This is a genomic window from Pannonibacter indicus (genome assembly GCF_001418225.1).
Taxonomy (GTDB): domain Bacteria; phylum Pseudomonadota; class Alphaproteobacteria; order Rhizobiales; family Stappiaceae; genus Pannonibacter; species Pannonibacter indicus.
Genome location: NZ_LIPT01000001.1, coordinates 75,187 through 97,119 on the forward strand (window position 1 = coordinate 75,187; position 21,933 = coordinate 97,119).

At 59.7% G+C, this 21,933-nt stretch carries 22 protein-coding genes; 13 read left to right on the forward strand and 9 right to left on the reverse strand.

The annotated features are described in order from the left end of the window. Nucleotides 1–139 precede the first annotated feature (139 nt). From ASC48_RS00345 to ASC48_RS00360, 4 genes are read right to left on the reverse strand one after another with little or no spacing between them, the layout of a single operon-like run. A complete protein-coding gene (locus tag ASC48_RS00345) occupies nt 140–838 on the reverse strand; it encodes a MotE family protein (RefSeq protein ID WP_055453865.1) in 699 nt (232 codons plus the stop codon). Beyond that, nucleotides 835–1,512, reverse strand: coding sequence for a DUF6468 domain-containing protein (locus ASC48_RS19875; protein WP_055453866.1), 678 nt, complete (start codon nt 1,510–1,512; stop codon nt 835–837). Before ASC48_RS19875 ends, ASC48_RS00345 begins: the two co-directional genes overlap by 4 nt. Beyond that, nucleotides 1,509–2,735 (reverse strand): flagellar motor switch protein FliM, encoded by a 1,227-nt coding sequence (fliM, locus tag ASC48_RS00355; protein WP_055453867.1) that lies wholly within the window; start codon nt 2,733–2,735, stop codon nt 1,509–1,511. The genes ASC48_RS19875 and fliM overlap by 4 nt, the downstream gene beginning before the upstream one ends. Nucleotides 2,736–2,744: 9 nt before the next feature. After that, nucleotides 2,745–3,242 carry a flagellar basal body-associated FliL family protein gene (locus tag ASC48_RS00360; protein ID WP_055453868.1) on the reverse strand — a complete coding sequence of 166 codons (498 nt, stop codon included), beginning with the start codon at nt 3,240–3,242 and terminating at the stop codon, nt 2,745–2,747. Between the two features lie 277 nt (nt 3,243–3,519). Between ASC48_RS00360 and flgF the strand changes: the two genes are divergently transcribed. The 4 genes from flgF to flgH are packed head-to-tail and all read left to right on the forward strand — an operon-like array spanning nt 3,520 to nt 6,848. Then, on the forward strand, nt 3,520–4,260 hold the full coding sequence (flgF, locus tag ASC48_RS00365) for a flagellar basal-body rod protein FlgF (protein ID WP_055453869.1): 741 nt from the start codon (nt 3,520–3,522) through the stop codon (nt 4,258–4,260). A gap of 20 nt (nt 4,261–4,280) precedes the next feature. After that, on the forward strand, nt 4,281–5,060 hold the full coding sequence (flgG, locus tag ASC48_RS00370; RefSeq protein ID WP_055453870.1) for a flagellar basal-body rod protein FlgG: 780 nt from the start codon (nt 4,281–4,283) through the stop codon (nt 5,058–5,060). Between the two features lie 13 nt (nt 5,061–5,073). Then, entirely contained in the window at nt 5,074–6,105 is a 1,032-nt protein-coding gene (gene flgA, locus ASC48_RS00375; RefSeq protein WP_208975475.1) for a flagellar basal body P-ring formation chaperone FlgA, read from the forward strand. Beyond that, nucleotides 6,102–6,848, forward strand: coding sequence for a flagellar basal body L-ring protein FlgH (flgH, locus tag ASC48_RS00380; protein ID WP_055453871.1), 747 nt, complete (start codon nt 6,102–6,104; stop codon nt 6,846–6,848). Before flgA ends, flgH begins: the two co-directional genes overlap by 4 nt. Before the next feature lie 315 nt (nt 6,849–7,163). Here flgH and dksA read toward each other — a convergent pair whose 3' ends face one another. Both dksA and ASC48_RS00390 read right to left on the reverse strand, forming a co-directional pair. Then, complete coding sequence (dksA, locus tag ASC48_RS00385) at nt 7,164–7,580, reverse strand: RNA polymerase-binding protein DksA (protein ID WP_026355707.1); 417 nt, start codon at nt 7,578–7,580, stop codon at nt 7,164–7,166. Nucleotides 7,581–7,740: 160 nt separating this feature from the next. Then, on the reverse strand, nt 7,741–8,157 hold the full coding sequence (locus ASC48_RS00390; RefSeq protein WP_055453872.1) for a flagellar assembly protein FliX: 417 nt from the start codon (nt 8,155–8,157) through the stop codon (nt 7,741–7,743). A gap of 308 nt (nt 8,158–8,465) precedes the next feature. Here ASC48_RS00390 and ASC48_RS00395 point away from each other — a divergent pair, with 308 nt between their 5' ends. From ASC48_RS00395 to flaF, 9 genes are all read left to right on the forward strand, one after another. After that, complete coding sequence (locus ASC48_RS00395; protein WP_409843052.1) at nt 8,466–9,590, forward strand: flagellar basal body P-ring protein FlgI; 1,125 nt, start codon at nt 8,466–8,468, stop codon at nt 9,588–9,590. 3 nt (nt 9,591–9,593) lie between these two features. Continuing rightward, the gene (locus ASC48_RS00400) at nt 9,594–9,902 is read left to right on the forward strand and encodes a rod-binding protein (protein ID WP_050472589.1); all 309 of its coding nucleotides are present in this window, start codon (nt 9,594–9,596) and stop codon (nt 9,900–9,902) included. Next, nucleotides 9,899–10,390, forward strand: a complete 492-nt coding sequence (locus tag ASC48_RS00405) for a hypothetical protein (RefSeq protein WP_208975477.1) — start codon at nt 9,899–9,901, stop codon at nt 10,388–10,390. The genes ASC48_RS00400 and ASC48_RS00405 overlap by 4 nt, the downstream gene beginning before the upstream one ends. 340 nt (nt 10,391–10,730) lie before the next feature. Further along, nucleotides 10,731–10,913: a hypothetical protein gene (locus tag ASC48_RS00410; RefSeq protein ID WP_055453873.1), complete on the forward strand. Its 183-nt coding sequence runs from the start codon at nt 10,731–10,733 to the stop codon at nt 10,911–10,913. 322 nt (nt 10,914–11,235) lie between these two features. Further along, complete coding sequence (locus tag ASC48_RS00415) at nt 11,236–12,399, forward strand: flagellin N-terminal helical domain-containing protein (protein WP_055453874.1); 1,164 nt, start codon at nt 11,236–11,238, stop codon at nt 12,397–12,399. Nucleotides 12,400–12,624: 225 nt separating this feature from the next. After that, nucleotides 12,625–14,142 (forward strand): flagellin N-terminal helical domain-containing protein, encoded by a 1,518-nt coding sequence (locus ASC48_RS00420; protein ID WP_055453875.1) that lies wholly within the window; start codon nt 12,625–12,627, stop codon nt 14,140–14,142. Between the two features lie 265 nt (nt 14,143–14,407). Next, nucleotides 14,408–15,913, forward strand: coding sequence for a flagellin N-terminal helical domain-containing protein (locus tag ASC48_RS00425; RefSeq protein WP_055453876.1), 1,506 nt, complete (start codon nt 14,408–14,410; stop codon nt 15,911–15,913). A gap of 84 nt (nt 15,914–15,997) precedes the next feature. Beyond that, a complete protein-coding gene (flbT, locus tag ASC48_RS00430; protein WP_055453877.1) occupies nt 15,998–16,432 on the forward strand; it encodes a flagellar biosynthesis repressor FlbT in 435 nt (144 codons plus the stop codon). Continuing rightward, on the forward strand, nt 16,374–16,748 hold the full coding sequence (gene flaF / locus ASC48_RS00435) for a flagellar biosynthesis regulator FlaF (RefSeq protein WP_050472582.1): 375 nt from the start codon (nt 16,374–16,376) through the stop codon (nt 16,746–16,748). Before flbT ends, flaF begins: the two co-directional genes overlap by 59 nt. 280 nt (nt 16,749–17,028) lie before the next feature. Here the strand turns inward: flaF and ASC48_RS00440 are convergent, their stop codons facing one another. From ASC48_RS00440 to ASC48_RS00450, 3 genes are all read right to left on the reverse strand, one after another. Further along, on the reverse strand, nt 17,029–18,567 hold the full coding sequence (locus tag ASC48_RS00440) for a hypothetical protein (protein ID WP_055453878.1): 1,539 nt from the start codon (nt 18,565–18,567) through the stop codon (nt 17,029–17,031). A 10-nt stretch (nt 18,568–18,577) separates the two neighbouring features. Beyond that, complete coding sequence (flgK, locus tag ASC48_RS00445) at nt 18,578–20,431, reverse strand: flagellar hook-associated protein FlgK (protein ID WP_055453879.1); 1,854 nt, start codon at nt 20,429–20,431, stop codon at nt 18,578–18,580. A gap of 73 nt (nt 20,432–20,504) precedes the next feature. Then, complete coding sequence (locus tag ASC48_RS00450) at nt 20,505–21,890, reverse strand: flagellar hook protein FlgE (RefSeq protein ID WP_055453880.1); 1,386 nt, start codon at nt 21,888–21,890, stop codon at nt 20,505–20,507. Nucleotides 21,891–21,933: the final 43 nt, after the last annotated feature.

The following is a 21,933-nucleotide window of genomic DNA, read 5'->3' on the forward strand; positions in this document are numbered from 1 at the left end:
CTGGCCGAGGCCCACTGGCGTGCATGCCTCACAACATTCAACAAGGTCAGGGTTATCCTCTGGAACAAGCTCCGAAGTGACTCTAGGGGACCGGCCTTAACACCCTGTTACGCCGCACCGCAAAACTCGGCGCTTTCCGTCAGTTTGAGCCGATTTTCGGAAGTGCAGCCGGGGCCTGGATGGAAGCCCCCTGAAGCTGGTTCGCATCGCCGCTGGCGATCGCCACGGTCAGCTTTTCAGCCGCCTCGGGCGACATGCGCGCCAGAATGTCAGCCATCTTGCGCGGCTTCATCTGGCGCACGACCTTCAGCAGGATATCAAGTTCAAGCCGGTCGAAGATGCGGGCTGCGTCCTTGGGCTTCATGTTTTCATACATGATCACCAGCGCTGCAATCTCGCCCTCTTCCTGCCGCTTCTTCTCTTCGACACCCTGCTGGATCTGCTGCTCGAGCGACTTGAGTTCGTCAACCCGCTGCTGCAGCCGCTCTTCGGTCGCCTGCAGCAGTTTCTCCCGCAGATCAAGCTGCCCTTCCTGATCCTGCAAGGCCCTGCGCCGCTCGCCAAGGCTCTCCAGAACGGCACGTTCCGCACTTGACCCTCCAAGCTCCAGGGTGTCAGGCACGGCAGGAACCTCCGGAAGCGTCTCACCAGTCGCAGGCGTTCCGGCAGACGGCGCTTCCTGCGGCTGCGCAGCCTGCTGCGGCGCGGGCTGGGCCTGCGCTCTTGCTTCCATGACCGGGCCCACGGCCGTGTGCCCACCGAGCACAAGGCCGAGCAGCTTCAGCGCCAGAAGGGCGCTGGCAGCTATGCCGACAACTGGAAGCAGGCGAAGGTTCAAGCAGCGGCCTCCCCTGACTTCTTGCGGAAGCGTTCAAGACGGGCGGTTGCTTCGGCCGCCGCAGCACGGATGTCCCGCGCGCTCACTGAAGGAGACGGAGCCGGTGCGGCAGGCGCGGGAGCGGACGGACGGTAGGCGCCGGCATAGGGCGCTGCCGGAGGTGCCGGGCGCGGTGCTGGCTGCGGCGCGACATAGCCCTGAGGCGCCTGCTGGTAGGCAGGGGCAGCCGTCTGCTGGGCAGCTGCAAGGCGGCGGGCATCGGCTTCAGCCTGGGCCTGAGCTTGCGCGCGCTGACGGGCCTCTTCCTCGGCAGCGCGGCGGGCATCCTCCGCCATATGCGCGGTGCGGGCGGCTTCGGCAATCTGGCTGATGCGCGTCAGGACTGCTTCACCCTCACCCAGCTGTCCGGCCAGAACCTTGGACAGATGCTCGGCCTGCGTCAAGCGGGTTCCAAGTGTCTTGTCCGCGTCATTTGCCGTGGCTTTCAGGCCCAGAATGGCACGCTCGGCAATTTCGGTGGCGGTGATCAGCTCCGAGATCGTCGCGCGCAGCGTCTCTTCATCGGCACGCAGACGCTGCAGCCGGCGGTTCAGGACCCAGCAATAGCCGATGGTGACCAGCAGAAGGACAGCCACCAGAGCCTCGATCAACATTCCAAGCGGCAGGGACGTCATGACGTTTCCATTTCCTTCTGCATGGCCCGTTCAAATGCGGCCAGAGTCATCTTCGGCTTGCGCAATCCGCGGGTGACACGAATCGCGATCGAATCCTCGACCTTGCCGAGTGTACCCTCACTGAGCTCCACGTTGCCGCACTTGATTGTCACCGGATCATCAGGTTCCACGTCAAAAATCAGTGTCTGGCCCACGTCGAGGCTCAGGACGCGGCTGAGCGGCAGGAAGGTTTCGTAAAGGACCGCATCCACTTCCACCATGGCAGCGTAAATCTCGCTCGCAAGATGCCCTTCCCAGATCGGATCACGGCCGAATTTTTCGCCCATGAACATCTGCAGCAGCAGGTCACGGATGGGCTCCAGCGTGGCATAGGGCATCATGATCTCGATGGTGCCGCCACGGTCCTCCATGTCGATGCGCAACTCGACAAGGATGGCCGCGTTGGCCGGGCGCGAGATCGCCGCAAAACGCGGGTTGGTCTCCATGCGCTCCAGGCTGAAATGCACCGGGGAAAGCGGCGCAAAAGCCTGCTCCGCATCCGCCAGGATGATTTCCAGCATGCGCCGGACAAGGTTGGTCTCGATGGTGGTATAGGGCCGGCCTTCGACGCGGATACCCGTCGTGCCGCGCCCGCCGCCCAAGAGCACATCGATGATCGAGTAGATCAGGCTCGATTCCACCGTGACAAGTCCGAAACCGTCCCATTCCTCGGCCTTGAACACGCCCAGAATGGCGGGCAGGGGAATGGAGTTCAGGTAGTCACCGAAGCGAACGGAGCTGATCGAATCCAGGGACACTTCCACGTTGTCGGACGTGAAATTGCGCAAGGATGTCGTGGTCAGGCGGACAAGCCGGTCGAACACGATTTCCAGCATCGGCAGGCGTTCATAGGACACCATGGCCGAGTTGATCAGCGCACGGATACCGCTCTGATCGCGCGAGATCGTGTCCTCGATATTGAAACCGAGAAGGTTGTCGATTTCTTCCTGGTTCAGAACGCGGTCTGCGCCGCGCGAGGCATTCTCAAGCTCCGGCTCGCTGTCATCGATCATCGCCGCCCATTGGGCCGCCATGTCGTCCGCGTTGCCGACGCCCTGCTCTTCCAGCGCCGCTCCCCAAGCAGCGGCCAGATCATCGTCGTCGTCGCCGGCCCCCTGCTCGGCGAGCGCGGCCCCCCAGGCATCAGCCAGGTCGGCATCACTCAGATCGTCGTCGTCAGCCATGTATCACCGTCACTGAATCAGGATTTCCTTGAACAGCACTCCATCAACCCTTGCAGGATGAACCGCCAGATTGATGCGCCGGAGCAGCTCTTCCTTGAGCCTGAACAAACCGGCTGACCCTTCGAGGTCAGCGGGACGCAACTCACGCAGGTAAATCTGGAACGCATCCAGAATACGCGGCAGATAGGGAGTGATCCGGTCCACCATTGCCTGATCTGACACCTCGAGCGCAATGCGCACCCTGAGGTAGGTCGCCCGCCCTTCGGTGGACAGATTCACGGTCATTTCCGGCAGGTCGTAAAAGACAACCGGCTTCTGCTGCACGACGGGCGGAGCCGTTGGGTCTACCGGTTCTCCGCCCCCTGACAGGAACAGGAACCAGACCACCCCGCCAATGACGAGCAGTGCAGCAAGCCCGGCCGCTCCGAAGATGATCAGCTTCTTCTTGCCGCCCTTTTTCGCACCGCCTTCTTCGCCGTTTTCGGCGTCGGTATCCGTATCGGCCATTGCCGCCCCGCCAGCTTGCCGCACATGCCTGCGCGTGAATAGTTTCTAAAGGGTTAATCGTTAACGAGTGGTTACCAACTCCTTAACCCATCACCCGGCAACTGTTGCCCACTGGTTCATTTTTTCCTCACCTATTTGCACCCTGCCCCGCGACGGAAAGAAAAATAACCAATTATTTCAACAAGATAAAAACTGGCACGGTCCCTGCTACAAGGGTGGTGGCACGCTGACCTGGGGAGGCTGGCGTGCCCTCGGGGAGCAAAAAGGAATCGTTAACATGGAGAATGCGCAGCTCATTAACCTGTCCCGGCAGGTTGCCTTGCGCAGGCAGCTGGATGTGACCGCCAACAATCTGGCGAACATGACCACGTCTGGCTACAAGGCCAAGCACATGAAATTCGAGGAATATCTGATGCCGGTGGCGCAGGCGACGGCCTTCAACCGCGGCGACAGAACCCTCTCCTACGTGCAGGACGCCAGGACCTTCACGGATTTTCAGGCCGGTGGAATCATCATGACCGGCAATCCGCTCGATCTGGCCGTCGATGGCGACGGCTGGTTTGCGGTACAGATGGAAGACGGCAGCGAAGCCTACACGCGCAACGGATCGTTTCATCTCGACAGCACCGGCCAGCTGGTCACGCCGGATGGCCGCCCGGTCCTGACAGAAGGCGGCCCGATCACCTTCACCACGCAGGACGGGCAGATCGACATTGCCGCTGACGGGACGATTTCCTCGGAGCTCGGCGTGCGCGGGCGCATCCGTCTTGTCGCCTTCCAGGAACCGCGTGACGCCGTTTCCATCGGCAACAACCTGATGACCTACACGAATCCGCAGCCCGTCGCCCGCACACGGGTGATCCAGGGCGCCGTCGAGCAATCGAACGTCCATGGCATCACGGCAGTGACAGAGCTGATCGAAATCACCCGCAAGTACGAGAGCGTGACCAAGCTGATGAAGGACACCTATGACCTGTCCCGCTCAGCGGTTGAGCGCCTCGGCAAGTCGCAGGCCTGAGACGGACAGGAGAGACCACCATGAAAGCACTCCATATCGCCGCCACGGGCATGAAGGCGCAGGAACTCAACGTTGAAGTCATTTCGAACAACGTTGCCAACATGCGCACAACCGGCTTCAAGCGCCAGCGGGCCGATTTTCAGGATCTGCTCTATCAGAACCTGCGCCGCATGGGCACGGACACATCGAACGCGGGCACCATCGTGCCGACAGGCGTGCAGATCGGTTCGGGTGTGAAGACCGCATCCACCACACGCATCATGAGCCAGGGCAATCTGGAACAGACCAACAAGGAAACCGACGTTGCCATCCGCGGTGAAGGTTTCTTCCAGATCCAGATGCCCGATGGCACCACGGCCTATTCGCGGGATGGCTCCTTTGAGCGCGATGCCAACGGCACGCTGGTCACCGTCGACGGTTATACCATCGAGCCCGGCATCGTCATCCCGGAAAATGGCCGCGACCTGACGATCTCGTCCGACGGCACGGTGCAGGTGACCGTCGATGGTGCCAGCGTCAACCTCGGCCAGATCCAGCTCGCCCGCTTTGTCAACAAGGCGGGGCTCGAAGCCATTGGCGACAACCTCTTCCTCCAGACCGATGCCAGCGGCGCCGCACAGGTCGGCATTCCCGGCGAGAACAGCTTCGGCAACTTGCAGCAGAACTTCCTCGAAATGGCGAATGTCGATGCCGTGACGGAGATTGCGGATCTCATTTCCGCCCAGCGTGCCTACGAGATGAATTCCCGCATCATCAAGGCCGCTGACGACATGTACTCGACCACGACCAACCTGCGGTAAAAGGAGGCTGGTGATGAGACCCCTGTTCCTTGCGCTTCTTGGAGCCGCCCTCGCAGGCCTGATGCCCGGCGCCGCAAGTCTTGCGGCAGGCAGCAGCCAGCCGGTCTGGCAGCGCGGCAGCGAAGCTCCCGTTCTGCGGCCGGAGGTCGTAACTTCTTCGGACATTGTCACCATCGGTGATTTCTATCTCAACGCAGGCGCTGCCGGCTTTGAACCTCTGTTCCGCTCGCCTGATCTGGGCACATCGGGCAATGTGAGCGCGGCACTTGTTGCCGAGCGCGCCCGTGCGGCAGGCCTCAAGTCTGCAGGCACCGATGGACTTGCAGAAGTCATTGTCCGCCGTGACTCGATTTCCTTCGATGCACAGCGCCTCTCCGGCATCATCGCCGAGCGGCTTGCACGGCAGGAGGGCCAGATTTCCGCAGATGACCTTGAAATCGTCTTCTCCCGCACACCGCAGATCATTCACGCCGATCCGCGCTCTGCCGATCCCCTGCGGATCGAACAGGCCCTCTGGTCACGCGCGGACGGCCGGTTCGACATAGTGATGTCCTACGCAAGTGAAAACGGCTACCGCCGTGTCAGCCTCACCGGCGTTGCAAGGGAAATGACGGCCGTCGTCGCACTCGCAAGCCCGCTGGACAAGGGGGCGATTGTCCGGGAGCAGGACCTGATAACCATGCGTCTGCCGCGTGAGCGGGTGCAGGGACGGGCCGTGACAGATCCGCAGGAGATCATTGGACTGGCCGCGCGCATCCAGCAGCGCCCGGGCCGCCAGCTCAGCAAGGCGGACTTCGAACGCCCGATGCTGATCCAGCGCGGCGACAAGGTCACGCTGATCTATGAAATCTCGGGAATGAAACTGACTACGCAAGGCCAGGCCGCAACTGCAGGCGCACATGGAGACATGATCGACGTGATCAATCTGCAGTCCCGCCGCACCGTCAGGGGTACCGTGAGCGCCCGCGGAGAAGTCCGCCTCGGCGGCACTCCCCGCATACTTGCCGCCAACACCAGCCTGCCTGCCCAGGAGAGCGCACAATGATCCGTCCGATTCACAAGGCTGTCGCCCTGACACTTCTGGCTTTGCCGCTCGCCGCATGCGGCTCTGCGGACCGCCTTGCCCAGGTCGGCAAGGCGCCGGCCCTCAATGCCATTCAGGACCCGACCACCATGCCAGGTTACCGTCCTGTGCAGATGCCAATGCCGACGCCCCAGCCCGCGCATTACAACGCCAACTCACTGTGGAAGTCCGGAAACCGCGCGTTCTTCGAGGATCAGCGTGCAAAACAAGTCGGCGATCTGCTCACCGTTCTGGTGACGATTTCCGACAAGGCTCAGTTCGACAACGAAACCAAGCGCTCCCGCACTGGATCGGATTCCTCCGGCGTGAGCGGGGCTCTCGGTACGGCCATCGAAAAGTTTGTGCTGCCGGGCAATGCCAGCGCTGACGCTCTTGCAACCGTCAACGCCAATTCCTCCTTCAAGGGATCTGGATCGGTTGACCGCAAGGAAACACTGAAGACATCCGTAGCGGCGGTGGTGACCCAGGTTCTGCCCAACGGCAATCTGGTGATCGAAGGTCGGCAGGAAGTCCGCGTCAACTTCGAGGTACGCGAGTTGATCGTCGCCGGTGTCGTCCGCCCTCAGGATATCAAGTCTGACAATACGATCGTCAGCGAGAAGATCGCAGAGGCCCGTATCGGCTATGGCGGACGCGGCCAGATCACCGACGTCCAGCAGCCGCGCTATGGCCAGCAGGTGCTGGATATCGTTCTGCCCTTCTGATCCAGCCTGACAGAGGCTGACCGGCTGCACTCCCCAGCCGCCTGTCAGTCCGATCCCTCCGAGCCCTTTGCCGGGCAAAACCTTATGCATCCCGAATTGATCCCCCTGCCAGTCCGGTGTTCCGGACGCCGGACTGGCTGAATGACGGGCACGGCGTCTCGCTCCCCGAGCGCCGTGCCCGTTTTTCCTCAGCCCCCTGCCTCCCCATAAAGACAGGGCTGATCGCAAGCCGGCCGAAAACAGGCAGCCCGGACAAACAAAAGCCCCCGGCAGCACGGCTGACGGGGGCTGAAATTTTACCGAGGAGCCGGGATCTCAGTCGTCCCTGTACACCTTTTCGCGGCGCTCATGCGCTTCCTGAGCCTCGATGGACAGGGTCGCAATCGGGCGGGCCTCCAGGCGCTTGACGGAGATCGGTTCACCGGTCTCTTCGCAATAGCCGTAACTGCCGTCTTCAATCCGCTCCAGCGCCGCATCAATCTTTGAGATCAGCTTGCGCTGCCGGTCACGTGCACGCAGTTCAATGGAACGGTCCGTTTCCGACGAGGCTCTGTCAGCGAAGTCAGGGTGATTGGTGCTTTCTTCCTGCAGGTTCGCCAGCGTCTCGCGGCTTTCACGCAGGATGTCCTCTTTCCAGGCGAGCAGCTTGTTGCGGAAGTACTCGCGCTGCCGTTCATTCATGAACGGCTCGTCCTCGGAAGGTCGATAGTCAGACTCAAGTTCAACCGTCATCGGAAACTCCGGTTACCGTTAGGACGGGGGGAATATATAGTCACTGGAGGTCAGCGACAACGGGCAAACTCGAAAAAAATGTTGAACTTTATTCCTTTCATTTCAATTGGTTATCCATTGCGCCCGAAGTTTGCGCAGCCGCGCAGCCAGCCAGCATGCATCAACTTGTAAACCGGCCCTGCTTAGCCAGCTCAACCTTCACGCGCAATTCGATCTCGTCGATGACCGATTCCAGCCCCGGATCGCTGCTGACGGGGCGGTCCGCCAGAGCGCTCATCATTTCCTCCAGCCGGATGGGTTCAATCACCCCGGCCAGAAGGTCTGCCTTCAGCGCATCCAGTAAATCCAGCATGGAATGCCCGCGCGCAGTGGCAGCATCGCGGTCATCCGGCTGGACCTGCATCTCCTGCAGGGAAAGCAGGGCGTCGATGCTCGAGAGTGACGACGAGGAGGACGTCGACACGGCAGCATGTGCCTCGCCATCGCCCCCGATCAGGAAACTACCGCCGCCACCGGCTTTTTTCTTGCTGCCCTTGCCCTGAACAGAGGAAACGGGCGTGTTGTTGGTGATGCGCATTGTGGCCTCGCTTCCCGTGTCTCATGAGCCGGTCCTGCACCGGCCGGTCCTGCACCGTAACAGCCTGTCTGACCCTACGGGGCTCCCGGTCAGACTCTTCCATCCCCGAAGGTAGGGAAATCCGGTCCTCCCGGCAAGAATTGCCCGGCAGAGTCCCGGCAGAATATGATCAAAACACCGGGAACACGGCAAAGTCCGGGATTTATATATTTATTTTCAATATCTTATATCAAAGCTAGGAAGCGTGGATAATCTGGCATGGACTTCGCATAGGCAGGTGCAAACCACTCATGCGCCGGGTCCCTCCCATGCCATTTGCACGTCTGTACCGTTCCAGTCTCCTCTTCGCTGCCATGGCTGTCCTCCTGACGGCTCTTGCGCCTGCGGCGGTAGCCGCCTCGCGGATCAAGGATATCTCGGACTTCGAGGGCATCCGCGAGAACCAGCTGATCGGATATGGCCTTGTCGTCGGCCTGAAAGGCACAGGCGACGGCCTGCGCAATTCGCCCTTCACCCGGCAAAGTCTGCAGGCCATGCTGGAGCGCTTGGGCGTCAACACGACAGCCGCGGACCTCAACACCAACAATGTGGCGGCAGTCATGGTGACGGCCAACCTGCCTCCCTTCGCCACACAGGGCACGCGCATCGATGTCTCCGTCAGCGCTCTGGGCAATGCGGAAAGCCTTCAGGGCGGGACGCTGCTGGTCACGCCGCTGATGGGCGCAGATGGCGAGACCTATGCCATTGCACAGGGCGCAGTAGCCATCTCCGGATTTGCAGCACAAGGCGATGCAGCCTCGGTGATACGCGGCGTGCCGACCTCCGGCCGCATTGCAAATGGTGCTCTGGTCGAGCGGGAAGTCGGCTTCAAGCTGGCCAGCATGACCACCGTGCGCATCGCCTTGCGCAACCCGGATCTGACCACCTCGCGCCGCGTTGCCCTCGCCATCAATGAACTGATCGGCTTCCCCACCGCCGAGCCTCTGGATCCCGGCACAGTGCAGCTCACCGTGCCGCGTGATTACAACGGCAATGTGGTGGACCTGCTCACCGACATCGAGCAGCTGATCATCGAACCGGATCAGCCGGCCCGCGTCGTGATCGATGAAAGCGCCGGCATCATCGTGATGGGCCAGAACGTGAGGGTCTCGACCGTGGCGGTCGCCCAGGGGAACCTCACTGTCACCATCGCGGAAAATCCGCAGGTGAACCAGCCCCTCCCGTTTGCAAACGGTCAGACGGCAGTCACCCCGCAGACCGATGTGACGGTCAGTGAAAGCGGAAACAAGCTGGCGATCGTCAGCGAGAGCGTAACCCTGCAGCAGCTGGTTGACGGGCTGAACACGCTCGGCATCGGCCCGCGCGACATGATTTCCATCCTTCAGGCCATCAAGGCAGCAGGTGCGCTGCAGGCCGAAATCGAGGTCCTTTAAGCCATGACGCCGTCAGATCTCACCCTCACCAGCGCCGCTGCCCTGCCCCGTCTGGGAGGCGGCCGCATCATCGCTCCCGACTCAATCCGCAAGCAGGCCGAGAACTTCGAGGCCGTTTTCCTCAACACCATGATGCAGTCGATGTTCACCGGCCTTGAGGAAGGCGGAGCCTGGGGCGGCGGACAGGGCTCCGACACCTGGCAGAAAATGCTGATCGACGAAATGTCCAAAACCATCGCTTCGGCCGGAGGAATCGGCCTGGCCAACACAATCGAGCGCGAATTGCTCGCCCTTCAGGAGGCAAACCAGTGAACGCCCACACCCCGGAAACAGCCGCCCTGCCCTTTTCCACCGCAAGGCCAACCAGCAGATCCGAGGCAGAGAGCTTTTGCCTTGCCGTCTGCCACACCATGGAAAAGCTTCTCGAACTGATCGAGAAGGAAACAGATATGGTGCGGGAAGGCCAGTTGCGTGCTGCAGGCGAGCTGCAGCCGGAAAAGGCCGTGCTGGTACACCACTACACCCAAGGCGTTCTCTTCGCCAAGGAGCACTCTGTGGCTCTGGGCAATCTGGCTCCGGCTGCGGTACAATCCTTGCGGCGGCAGCATGCGGAATTCCAACCTGTCCTGCGCATCAATCTGGCGGTTCTGTCTACGGCGCGGGAAGTGGCATCGACCGTGGTGACGACGGTCGCACAGGCCGTTGGCGCCCGGCAGAGGACCACGACCTACGGCCCGGGCGGCGCTTCACCGCAGGCGCCCCGGATCGCGGAAGGGATCGCTATCAACAGGTCGCTTTGACGCAGAGACGCGAATCACTTGCCAGCACCCGCGAAAAGTCTAACCTTTCCGTTAACGGAGGATTCATATCCCCGTTGTATTTTGCGGGTGATACCATCGGGTCAAGGAGTGTTACCCGAAGGAGGCAGGCATGGATACAGGAGCAATCCGGCCGTCACTGACCGCCTATGCGGCAGTAACCCCGGCTACGCGGGCTCCGGAACAGAACGAGCCCGCAGCTAAAACTGAATTGCCGGGTTCCCAGACGGTGAGACCGTCAGGGAACTCTGAAAGACAGCGCCAGCTCGCTGAGAACGGCAATCAGCAGAGCGTACCAACGCCACTTGTCTCGCGAGAGATCGTGCGCAAGAATACACTCGATCCGGAAAGCCAGTCATTCATCTATGTCGCCATGGACCGGGAAACCGGCGAGGTGGTACAGCAGATCCCGAGCGAAACATTGCGCAAACTGCGGGCCTACGCCAAGGCAGGCGATGAGCCGGCAGATCCCCAGTCCTCCTCCACAGTTCAGCGCACCGCCTGAAAAAGCAGGATCCGGCGCACCAGTGCAGCCCCATGACCTAGGTCATGGGGCTTTTTCCTTTTGCCCGCCAGCAAGAACGTGCAGCCGGGCCACCTCCCGCCCTCACCCGCAATATCTGCCCAAGCCCCACGCCAGGCACATCGCAAACCTTTGATCTGGAATTAAAATCGAATTAACCATAAAGTACAGTTCATCATACGTTAAGGTTAAAATCCGATAACCATATAACTTAACTTGTCATTACGCTTTAGAGCTGACTTTGTTGCTTGCGGGATCCAGAACGGATCCATGTATTGTGTTTTCCCAGGAAGGAAAAACCGTAATGTCCAGCAACGTTAGTCTGTCCAGCGCCGTTCGCGCTAACCTCAACGCCCTTCAGTCTACAGCTCAGATGATGAGCTCGGTTCAGGAGAAGCTCTCCACTGGCAAGAAGGTCAACTCGGCTCTCGACAATCCGAATTCGTTCTTCACCGCCAAGGGCCTTGAGAACCGCGCAAGCGATCTGGGCGCCCTGCTCGATGACATGGGCCAGTCGGTCCAGACCCTGAAGGCAGCCGACAAGGGCATCACCTCGATCTCCGGCCTCGTCGATGCCGCCAAGGCCAAGGTGAACCAGGCCGCACAGACCACCAATCAGGTCGAGCGCACCAAATACGTCAAGGAGTACAATGAACTCCTGACGCAGATCCAGGACATCGCCAAGGACTCCGGCTACAAGGGCAAGAACCTGCTCGGCGGCCAGGGTAACGACCTGAAGGTGACCTTCAACGAGAACGGCAAGTCTTCCCTGTCGATCTCGGCAGTTGATTATACGGATGTCTCCAGCTCGACCGGCCTCAACCTGTCGCGCCTCGCCACCGGTACCAGCGGCACGGCAACGATTACCCTGACCAACGGCACGGCTTCGGCAGCCCTGACCGCAGGCAGCCTGCTTTCCGCAGACGACGAGTTCAATGTCGGCGACGTCATTACCCTGACCGACACCAATGGCTCCGAACTCGGCAAGCTGGAAATCAAGGCCAATACAACAGTCGGAGACCTGCAGAAATTCCTCGGGGATGTCGACGGCGTGTCAACGAATCTCACCGGCGACACACTGACAGTCACCTCCGACTTCAAGCTGAACCTGTCGTCCAGCAGTGATGCTTCCGGCTCCTTCGCCGACCGCTCGACAAACAACTCGGCAGAGTCAGGCTTTGCCTCGGACAGCGGCATTGACGACGTTCTGAACTCTCTGAAGAAGGCGCAGGACACGCTGCGGTCGCAGGCATCGACCTTCGGTACCAACCTGTCGATCGTGCAGAACCGCCAGGACTTCACCAAGTCCATGATCAACACTCTGCAGGAAGGCGCCGGCAAGCTGACCCTGGCCGACACCAACCAGGAAGGTGCCAACCTTCTGGCCCTGCAGACCCAGCAGTCCCTCGCCTCCACTGCCCTCTCGCTGGCAGCACAGGCGGACCAGAACGTGCTGCGTCTGTTCTAAGTCAAGAATACCCCCGCGAAACAAGGCGGCAGGCTCAGGCCTGCCGCCTTTTTTTACGCTTTCAACTGTGAAGCCTGCGCCCTGCCGGAGCACTCGCACAGGCAAGAAACCATTAACCTTAAAATGCCGCCGAGTTAACCAAGAATTAGGGTTACCAAATCATGATCAGGCTATCCCGCTCAGGAAGAGCGGTAAAAATGCTGGACCCAGGAAAGGGACACATAGATGGCTGATATTACTCTGTCCGCCGCCGTACGGCAGAACCTGCTCACCCTGCAGCAGACTGCCGATTTCATGTCGGGCGTGCAGAACAAGCTCGCAACCGGCAAGAAGGTCAATTCGGCGCTCGACAATCCGAACTCCTTCTTCACCGCTTCGGGCCTCAACAACCGCGCCAAGGATCTGAGCAATCTGCTCGACGACATGGGCCAGGTTGTGCAGACGATGAAGGCTGCCGATCAGGGCATCACCAACATCACCAAGCTGACGGAAACGGCAAAGGCCAAGGCCAACCAGGCCCTGCAGACCCAGAGCCAGTACGAGCGCGCCCAATACGCCAAGCAGTACAACGATCTGCTCAAGCAGATCGAGGACATGGCCAAGGACAGCTCCTACAAGGGCAAGAACCTGCTGGCCGGCGAAGGCAACAACCTGACCGCCATCTTCAACGAGGACAACACCTCGAAGCTGACTGTCACGGCTGTTGACTACACCGACACCACCCTGTCCACAGGCCTCAACCTGCAGGACCTTGCCCTTGCCAAGGGCGGCGCCGCCTCGCTGCAGATTGAGGGCGGCAAGGCCTCTGCAACCTTCCTGAATGCGACAGGCGATGCCCTGTCTTCCGGTTCACTCCTGCAGGATGCCACGGGCCTTGCCGTGGGCGACGTGCTGCAGCTGCGCACCGCAGCAAGCGGCGGCGGCGCGGGCGTGACCGGTTTCACCAACATCACCATCGGTGCCAACACCACGGTGCAGAACCTGGTGGACCAGATCAATGGTGTCGCCGGCGTTCGGGCCGAGTTCGACGAAAAGACCGGCTCCCTGTCGATCATCTCGAACGACAACGTCTACCTCCACAACACCAATGCCAGCGCTGCCACACCGGCTCCATCCGACCTGATCAGCGTCAGTGCCGCAAACTTCACGTCAGGGTCGCAGCTGCTGAAGAATTCCGGCTCGTTCAACGTCGAGGACATCCTGACGCTGACCGATGGCAACGGCTATGAGCTGGGCTCGCTTGAAGTCACCGACAAGACCTCCGTCAAGGATCTGACCGACTTCATCAAGCGCTTCAACGGCGTCAACGCTTCATTCAACACCTCGACGGGCAAGCTGACCATCGAAAGTGACGTGTCTCTCAACCTGAAGAGCACAAACGCAGACTTTGCCGCCACGAGCTTTACCGCAGACACCGATGGGGTCAACGTGGTCGCCGCGGTCGAATCCGGCTTCGCGACGGATGAAGCGATCAACCAGACCATCGACAAGCTGAACAATGCCCTGTCGCTGCTGCGCTCGCAGGCCTCGGAGTTCGGCACCAACCTGTCGACCGTGCAGATCCGTCAGGACTACACCAAGTCCATGATCAATACGCTGCAGGAAGGCGCCGGCAAGCTGACCCTGGCCGACACCAACGAGGAAGGCGCAAACCTTCTCGCCCTGCAGACCCGCCAGCAGCTTGCGTCAACCTCGCTGTCCTTCGCATCTCAGGCGGACCAGACCGTGCTGTCCCTGTTCTAAGAATCAGTTCACGCACGACTCACAACCTGACAACCAGAGAAAGGCCGGGCCAATCGCCCGGCCTTTTGCCCTTTCATCGTCTCCGGGCGCTCGAAGACATCAGTTTTCCCGTTTCAATTCAAGCGGTTAAAAGAAACCACTTGGTAACTTGCGTAACCAAAATCTTAACAGGTGCAAATCGTATTTACTTTTCGTTAATGATTGGAGTCAGATCATGTGAGCGGGGTGTTAAGTCGCACCCCATGTAGAGACCGGTGAGCAAGCCATGAGCGACATTGTCCTTTCCAGCCCCGTCAGGGATAACCTGCTCTCGCTCAAGAACACTGCGGACCTCATGTCCAGGACGCAGAACCGTCTGGCGACAGGCCTGAAGGTTAACTCGGCCCTGGACAATCCCAACTCATATTTTACCGCCGCCGGCCTGAATGACCGGGCGAAGGATCTGAACAACCTGCTCGACAACATGGGGCAGGCCGTTCAGACGCTGAAGGCGGCAGATACCGGTATCACATCGATCACAAAGCTGGTCGAGTCGGCAAAGGCCATTGCCAATCAGGCCCTTCAGACCCAGAGCGAATACGAGCGCAAGGTCTACGCAGAGCGCTACAACGGTGTCCTGCGTCAGATTGAGGATATGGCGCGTGACGCCAGCTACAAGGGCAAGAACCTGCTCGCTGGCGAGGGTAACGAGCTCTCGATCCTCTTCAACGAGGACAGCACGTCCAAGATGAAGATCCTGCCGGTCGACTTCACGAATGCTTCTCTGGAAGACGGGCTGGCGCTGGGTGATCTGGCAACAGGCTCGGGTGCGACCGCTTCCTTCGCCTTGTCCGGCGGCACCACAACACTGACTTTGACCGGACTCCAGGCCTCGTCAGAACTGACGGATCTGGCCCAGTGGTCAGCGGGCGATGTGGTCTCCGTGTCGGATGGCGTCACCACCAGAACCTTCACCGTCGGCAGCGGGCCCGGACAGATCCGGACCGTGCAGGATTATGTCAACGCCCTCAATGACCTCGGGGGCATCAAGGCCAGCTTCGATGAAGTGACCGACCAGATCACCGTCACCTCCGGCCTCGGCGTGGGGCTCAACCTGACGATCTCCAAGGACGCCGCCGGTGGCGGCACCGCCACGAACGGCGGCATCGGAACGGGCACGACCACTTTGACTGCCGCGTCAATGACGGCCGATTCAAAGCTTGTGTCGTCGGGCAGTTACAAGGTGGGCGATGTTCTCAAGGTCGTGGACGGCAATGGCTATGAAGCCGCCTCACTCGAAGTCACCGCCAATACGACTGCTGACGATCTCGTCAAGCTGCTCAACAGCGTCAAGGGTTTGAAGGCGGGCTTCTCGGCCGGCCAGATCAGCCTGGTTGGCGATATTTCCTTCGACATCAAGAGCTCCAACAACGACTTCAATGTCACGGCGCTGGCGACGACAGATGGCACCGTGAAACTGCAGGCCACAGATTCCGATTTCAAGGATGATACGGATATCGAGCGCACGCTGCAGGCTATCAACAGCGCTCTGGCGACCCTGCGCTCAACCGCTTCGTCCTTCGGCACCAGCCTCTCGACCGTGGAAGTGCGGCAGAAGTTCACGACACAGCTCGTCAACACCCTCGAAGTAGGTGCAGGCGCGCTGACCATTGCCAACATGAACGAGGAAGGCGCGAACATGCTGGCTCTGCAGACCCGGCAGCAGCTCTCGTCCACGGCGCTGTCACTGGCAAACCAGGCCGACCAGAGCGTCCTCAGCCTTTTTGGCTAAGGCTGAGGCGAATTAAGGTTTTGTCAGCAATCGTTAACTCTTTGGTGAGTGTTTCTGAACGATGCTGTGTTTCGGAGAAAGCGCATGGCTCTCAAGGTTGAGCTGAAGCCGGGTGAACGGATTATTGTTGGCGACAGCATCATCACCAACGACAATCAGCGCACACGTCTCTTCATCGAGGGCCAGGCGCCTATCCTCCGCGAAAAGGACATTTTAACGCCAGCCACGGCAGATTCCCCCGCCAAGCGAATTTATCTGGCTGTGCAGCTCATGTACCTTTCCAAGGACATCGAAAAGATCGAGGATAACTATTTCAGCTTGGTGAATGACATAATACTGGCGGCACCAAGTACGATACCTTATATTACTAAGATCAGTAACTCGATATTGGCTGGTGCCTTCTATAAGGCTCTGAAAGAAGCAAAGAAGCTCATCGAGTACGAGAGGACGCTCATCGGTCATGTACAAGCAGGCAGCTCAAGCGTACCAGAAGACGAGCCAGGTAGCCGTCTCCCCTAGGGAGCTCGAGGCAACCTTGCTGATGAAAGCTGCGGCCCGTCTGCAACTCATCAAGGATGAGTGGGAGAGCTCATCGCTCGCTGAAATCGATGATGCCCTCACTTACAATCGGAAGCTTTGGACCATTCTGGTTACATCTGTGACCAATCCGGAGAACCCTTTGCCCGATCAGATCAAGAACAACATCGCCTCGCTCGGTGTGTTCATTTTCAAGCACACGATGGCGCTTCTTGCGGATCCGCATCCGGACAAGCTGAACACGCTGATTTCAATCAACAGAAGCATCGCGGAAGGCCTGCGCGCCCGGCCGGAATGAAGGCCCGGAGCAAGAGCCCTACCCTTGTCACCTCGTCATGTGACCGCGCATGTTCAAGCCGCCGCCAAGGCGGCTTTTTCGTATCTTGCACGAAGACAACGCCTCTCACGCGGCGCACAAAAAGAAAGCCGCCGCCGGTTGCCCCGGTCTGCGGCCTTGTTCGATCACAACGATGCGCCGTCATACCAAGTCTTCCGGTGCTGACGCATCGCGCCTTGAAATTGCTCAGACGCCGCACGGCCTTACCCCACTCAATGAGTTAGGCTCATTGTGTAGGATATCAGATATAATCAGCCAGTGACAGCTTCAGAACAATGGACGAGGCGCGGTAGGACGCCTCGATATTGGTTTGCAGTTGCAGGATCTCCACGGCCAGAAGCTCCTTGTCGACCCCCTCAATCTGGTCCACTGCCGACAAATAGCCCGACTTCTGGATCTGATGGCGCTCGGCCGTAAACTCGATCGACTTGAAAGCCACGGCGATTTCGGTCGTGATATCAACGATACCTGACCGGTCCGTCCTTACAGGCTGAAGAATGTTCTTCATGCTGGCGGCCAGTTCGGAATAGTATTTTTCATCCAACGGCGTACCACCTGAAAAATCTGCAGCAATGAACGTAGCAAGCGTCTTGACTACATCCGTCAGGCCCTGCTCGTTTGCCCGCACCCCGTAGCCCAGGCGCAGATTGTCATCAACGGCTGCAATCTTGTCCTGACGCGGATCGTCCGTCGGCAGGTTCTCTCCGACATACCAGATCGTCGTGGTCCCGGCTCCGGAAACCAGTCCCGTCGCGGTGTCAAACGGCGGCCCGTCGACACGGTTCGGTATCTTACCGCCAAAGGTGTCGAAAAACTCGCTGGACGCCCAGGTGTCCGAGGCAGCACGCAGGGAAGTTGCTGTCTGTTCCTTGATAGCGTCCTGAATCGCCGTACGCAGATTGTCTGCTGTTTCAGCAAGATCAGCGCCGATGATGAACTCACCCGTCTTGGCGTTTGAAAGCGTCGCTTTAAGTTCGATCTTGACCGACTTGCCACCGTCAGGCGGAAGTGCCAGCTCGATCGAGATCGTCTCCCCCGGTTGCGGCTGCCCGGTGAACTCGACCGCGAAGCTGTCCGGGTCAACGCCCGTGGGTGCCGTGAGGGTCATGTTCGAGAGATTCGAGGTGACGGCAGAAATGTCGAAACCGAAGTTATGGGCTCCGTCTTCCGAAATCGAAAAGTCAGCACTGACCGGAACGCCGGCCGACAGAACCGTGTTCAGCGGAGACACTGTCAGGCGCCCCTCGCTGCCGGCGGGCCCCTGGTTGGCCAGCCAATACTCGTTCATCACCTGTTTCAGGCCAGCCTTGCCGTCGGCGCCGTTAAGGATCTGCGACATTTCGAGGACGGGATTGGTGTTCGCATCGCTGCCGCCAAACAGATAATGCCCGGCGACCTCGGCATTCAGCAGGCCGATCGTTTCGGCCAGCAGGATTTCAGCCGTTGCCTGCGTGCTTGTCTGGCCATCCGCCTGAAGCTGAAAGTTGTTCAGATCCATCGTCGCCTTGCTCTCGATCCGCAGCGCTTCCAGCCGCTGAAGATTGAGATTGAGCGTCTTGATGTGAAGCCGGCTCATGGTGATCGTTTCCTCATAGGCTTCGATCCGTTGTGCCTTCTGCTTCAACTCCATGCTCAAGAGGCGTTGACTGCCGACGCCGCCATAGGTGGTGGACACCTTTCCGGACGCAAGCTGGGATGTCTTTTCCGTCAGCGCTGAACTCAGGCTGTTAAGCTGCTGTGTCAGGTAGCCTCTGGATGTGGTGATCGTACTGATACCCATTGCCTGCCCCTTAGACCGAGTTCAACAGCGTTTCAAACATCTCCCGGGCCGCCTTGAGCACCCGGGCGTTCGACGTGTAGGCATTCTGCAGCTGGATCAGGAAGCCAAGCTCTGCATCGACATTGACCGAATATTCTTCCTCATGCCGGATCGCCAGGTTCTGGGTCAGAGCCGTGTGGGATGCGGCGGCCTGCTTGCTGGTCTGGGCCTGCTCACCCTGATAGGCGACAACCTGATTGACGAAATCGGAGACCGACCCGCGGAATGGCGATCCCTCGGTGCCCAGTCCGGTCGACGAGGAAAAGAAGAAGTTCGTCTTGCTGATCGCATCGGCCAGAAACTGCGGACGGCTGCTGTCCTTTTCGGAGTTGCTGACCGGCGTGGTCTCATAGATCACCAGCTTGGAAGCATCCTTGGGCAGTTCCGAATTGAGCATGATCGACCGGGCATAGCCGGTCTTTTGCCCGCCGGACTCCAGGGCACCGGTGTAAAGCGCCTCGCCTGCCCTGCCATCTGTAAAGAGTGCAAGGCCCAGTCCCTGATTGGAACTGCCGGTGACAGTCACATTCGCCTTCAGCGACGTTACAGAGGTGTTGGTTCCCGTGTCGCCCAGAATGCGCAGCTGGTCCGAGCCATTGTTGGCGACATCCAGATCCGTCGCGCCGAGCGCTGCAATCATCTGGGTAATGTAGTTGGCAGGATCACCACTCGAAATGTCGATGCCGAAAACCGTGTCGGAAGGATCGGCCGTGACGTTGGGATCCAGCGGCAGCAGTGCCGGATCCTGAACGGCAACGAAGGTCACATTGCGCTGAACACCACCAGAGTCGCGGTAGCTGAGAGACACCGTGTTGCCAGGCTGAAGGCCCGAAACATCAAGCGTGAAACCGCTTTCGGGGGCGACCGTGGTTGCAGTGCCGGCCACATCCACGTTGGAAAATGCAAGTGACAGCTGCGATGCAATCTCATCCAGCTGTGCCTGTGCCTCGACAAGCGTGTTGTCGCGCAGATCGACGAGCGCCATCAGCGAACCGGAGCTGGACGTTCTGGACAGGTCCTGCGTAAGGCCGCCGGGAGCTCTCAAGGTGATCTGATTGCCGGACTGTCCGGGCAGAAGAGTGCTGGCCGGCGTGAAGCTCAATGTCGAGGCCTTGCCATCCTGAAACAGCGCCTCGCCGTTGTTCGTGGTGATGTTGACCGTGTTGTTGTCGCCCTTGCTGATCCGGATATCCAGGTAGCCACTGAGCTGTTCGAGATACCGGTCGCGCTCGTCCAGCAGGGAAACCTCGGAAACCCCTGCACTCTGGGACTTGTATATTTTGGCTTCTATGTCCTGGAGCTGCTTCAGCAGCTGATTGACCTCGCCCACTTGCGAGGCAATGGTCCGGTCCGCCTCCTTGCGCATGTCCTCAAAGACCCTGTAGGTCGAGTTCAGCTCCTTGGCCATAAGGTTGGCGGTGCTGAGAACCTCCTGCCGGGCGGCATAGCTGTCGGGAGACGTCACAAGCGAAGCCAGAGACGTGTTGAGCCTGGACATCAATGACGGCAACGACCCTGCATCCGCAAGGGTGCCAAGAGTGGCGTCCATCCGCTCCGTATAGCTGGCCTTGGTGGTGGAATAGGCCGTGTCTGCACGGCTGTTCCAATAGGCCATCTGGATGGATTCATTGACCTGGCGCTTGATGTCACTCGACAGGATGCCGGAGACATTGCCCCCATTGTCGAAATAGACATTGGCCGTGATCCGCTTGGCCGTGTAGCCTTCGGTCTTGGCATTGGCCACATTGGCAGCAGTCAGGTCGATCTGCTTCTGGTTGTAGTTCAGACCGAACAATGCCGTATTCAGCGCCGAAATCAGACCCATATCACGCCTCCGAAGTCCTTTGGAAGCGGCGGCGCACCTTCCTGGGCGCCGCCTGCACGATCAGTCAGCCTGATCAGCGGATCATGTTGAGAGCATCCGTCAGCATCTTGTCCGAGGAGGTGATGACCTTGGAGTTGGCCGAATAGGCCTGCTGGGTGATGATCAGCTTGGAGAACTCGGTCGCGATGTCCGAGTTCGAAGATTCGAGGTTGTTGGCGAGAACTGCACCGCCTTCGCCGAATTTCGGCTCACCGGACGTCGGCGTGGCAGCGAAGGCTGCTCCATCGACACGGCGCAGATTCTGCTCGGCCTGGAAGGTCGCAATTGGAATCTCGTAGACCGCGCGCTGCTGATTGTTCGAGTAGGACGCGGTGATCCGGCCGGCCTCATCGATCGACAGGCTGACAACCTGACCGGCCGGATAGCCGTTCTGCTGGATATCAAGGCTGCTGACGATACCGGCGTCATCGTTGAACTGGGTCAGCGAGCCATTGTCGAAGGACAGTTCCACGTTCCCCGCATTCACGCCGCCAACAGTAAGGTTGGCGATGGTGAAGCTCGTCGCCGATGCCGTGTTCGGGGCAGAAGGCGTCAAGGTGTTCATGACACCCGATGCGGTGAAGTCAACTTCGCCAACGAGGCTCCACGCGGTCGCCGTCGCAGGGGCGGTTTCGCCGGTGTTGTAGTAAAGGTTCCAGGTGTTCGCCGAAGTCTGCGCCCAGCGGAGCGACACACTCACCGGGGCACCGTTTGCATCATAGATGGTCTTGGAGCCGCCAGAGATGGAGGAGTCCACGAAGGCCTGCTGATCCGCCACGGTAATGTCGGACGTGGTCGTGATCGACGTGGAGCCGCCTGTCTGGAGGTACTGGCTGCCCGGGGTATTACCGGCTGCGACCGCACGGTTTGTCTTGGGGAAGGTCGGCAGGTTGGCCTGATAGGTCATCTCCGTCGTTGCCTTCGACGGCATCGGCTTGTCATCAATCTGGATCACCGAAGGCGCATCACCGATGGCGTTGCCCGTCAGCGGATCCAGCGGGAAGCCCTTCAGGTAGTAACCCGAGCTGTTGACGAGGTAGCCATATTGATCCCGCTCGAAGTCACCGGCGCGGGTGTAGTACTGGGTGTCGGCAAAGGTGGTCTTGCCGTCCACCACATCGGAAGCCTGAGTCACCACGAAATAGCCGGGGCCGTTGATCGCCATATAGGTATCGACCTGAGCCTGCACGATCGGGCCAGCCACCGTGTTGGTGGCACGCGAGGTCGCTGCGGTGGTGCCGCTCTGCTGCTTGGCCTGGGTACCGCCACCACTGCCGGCAACCATTTCCGAGAAGGTTGTGTCGAGGCGCTTGAAGCCAACGGTCTGAGAGTTGGCGACATTGCCGGAGATGTTCTCAAGCGCCCTTGACTGCGCCGTCAAACCGGAGATTGCCGCGTTGATAGCCCCGTAAATACCCATGATGAATCCTCGTCAGCACTGGAACCCGAAGGTTTTTCCTGCT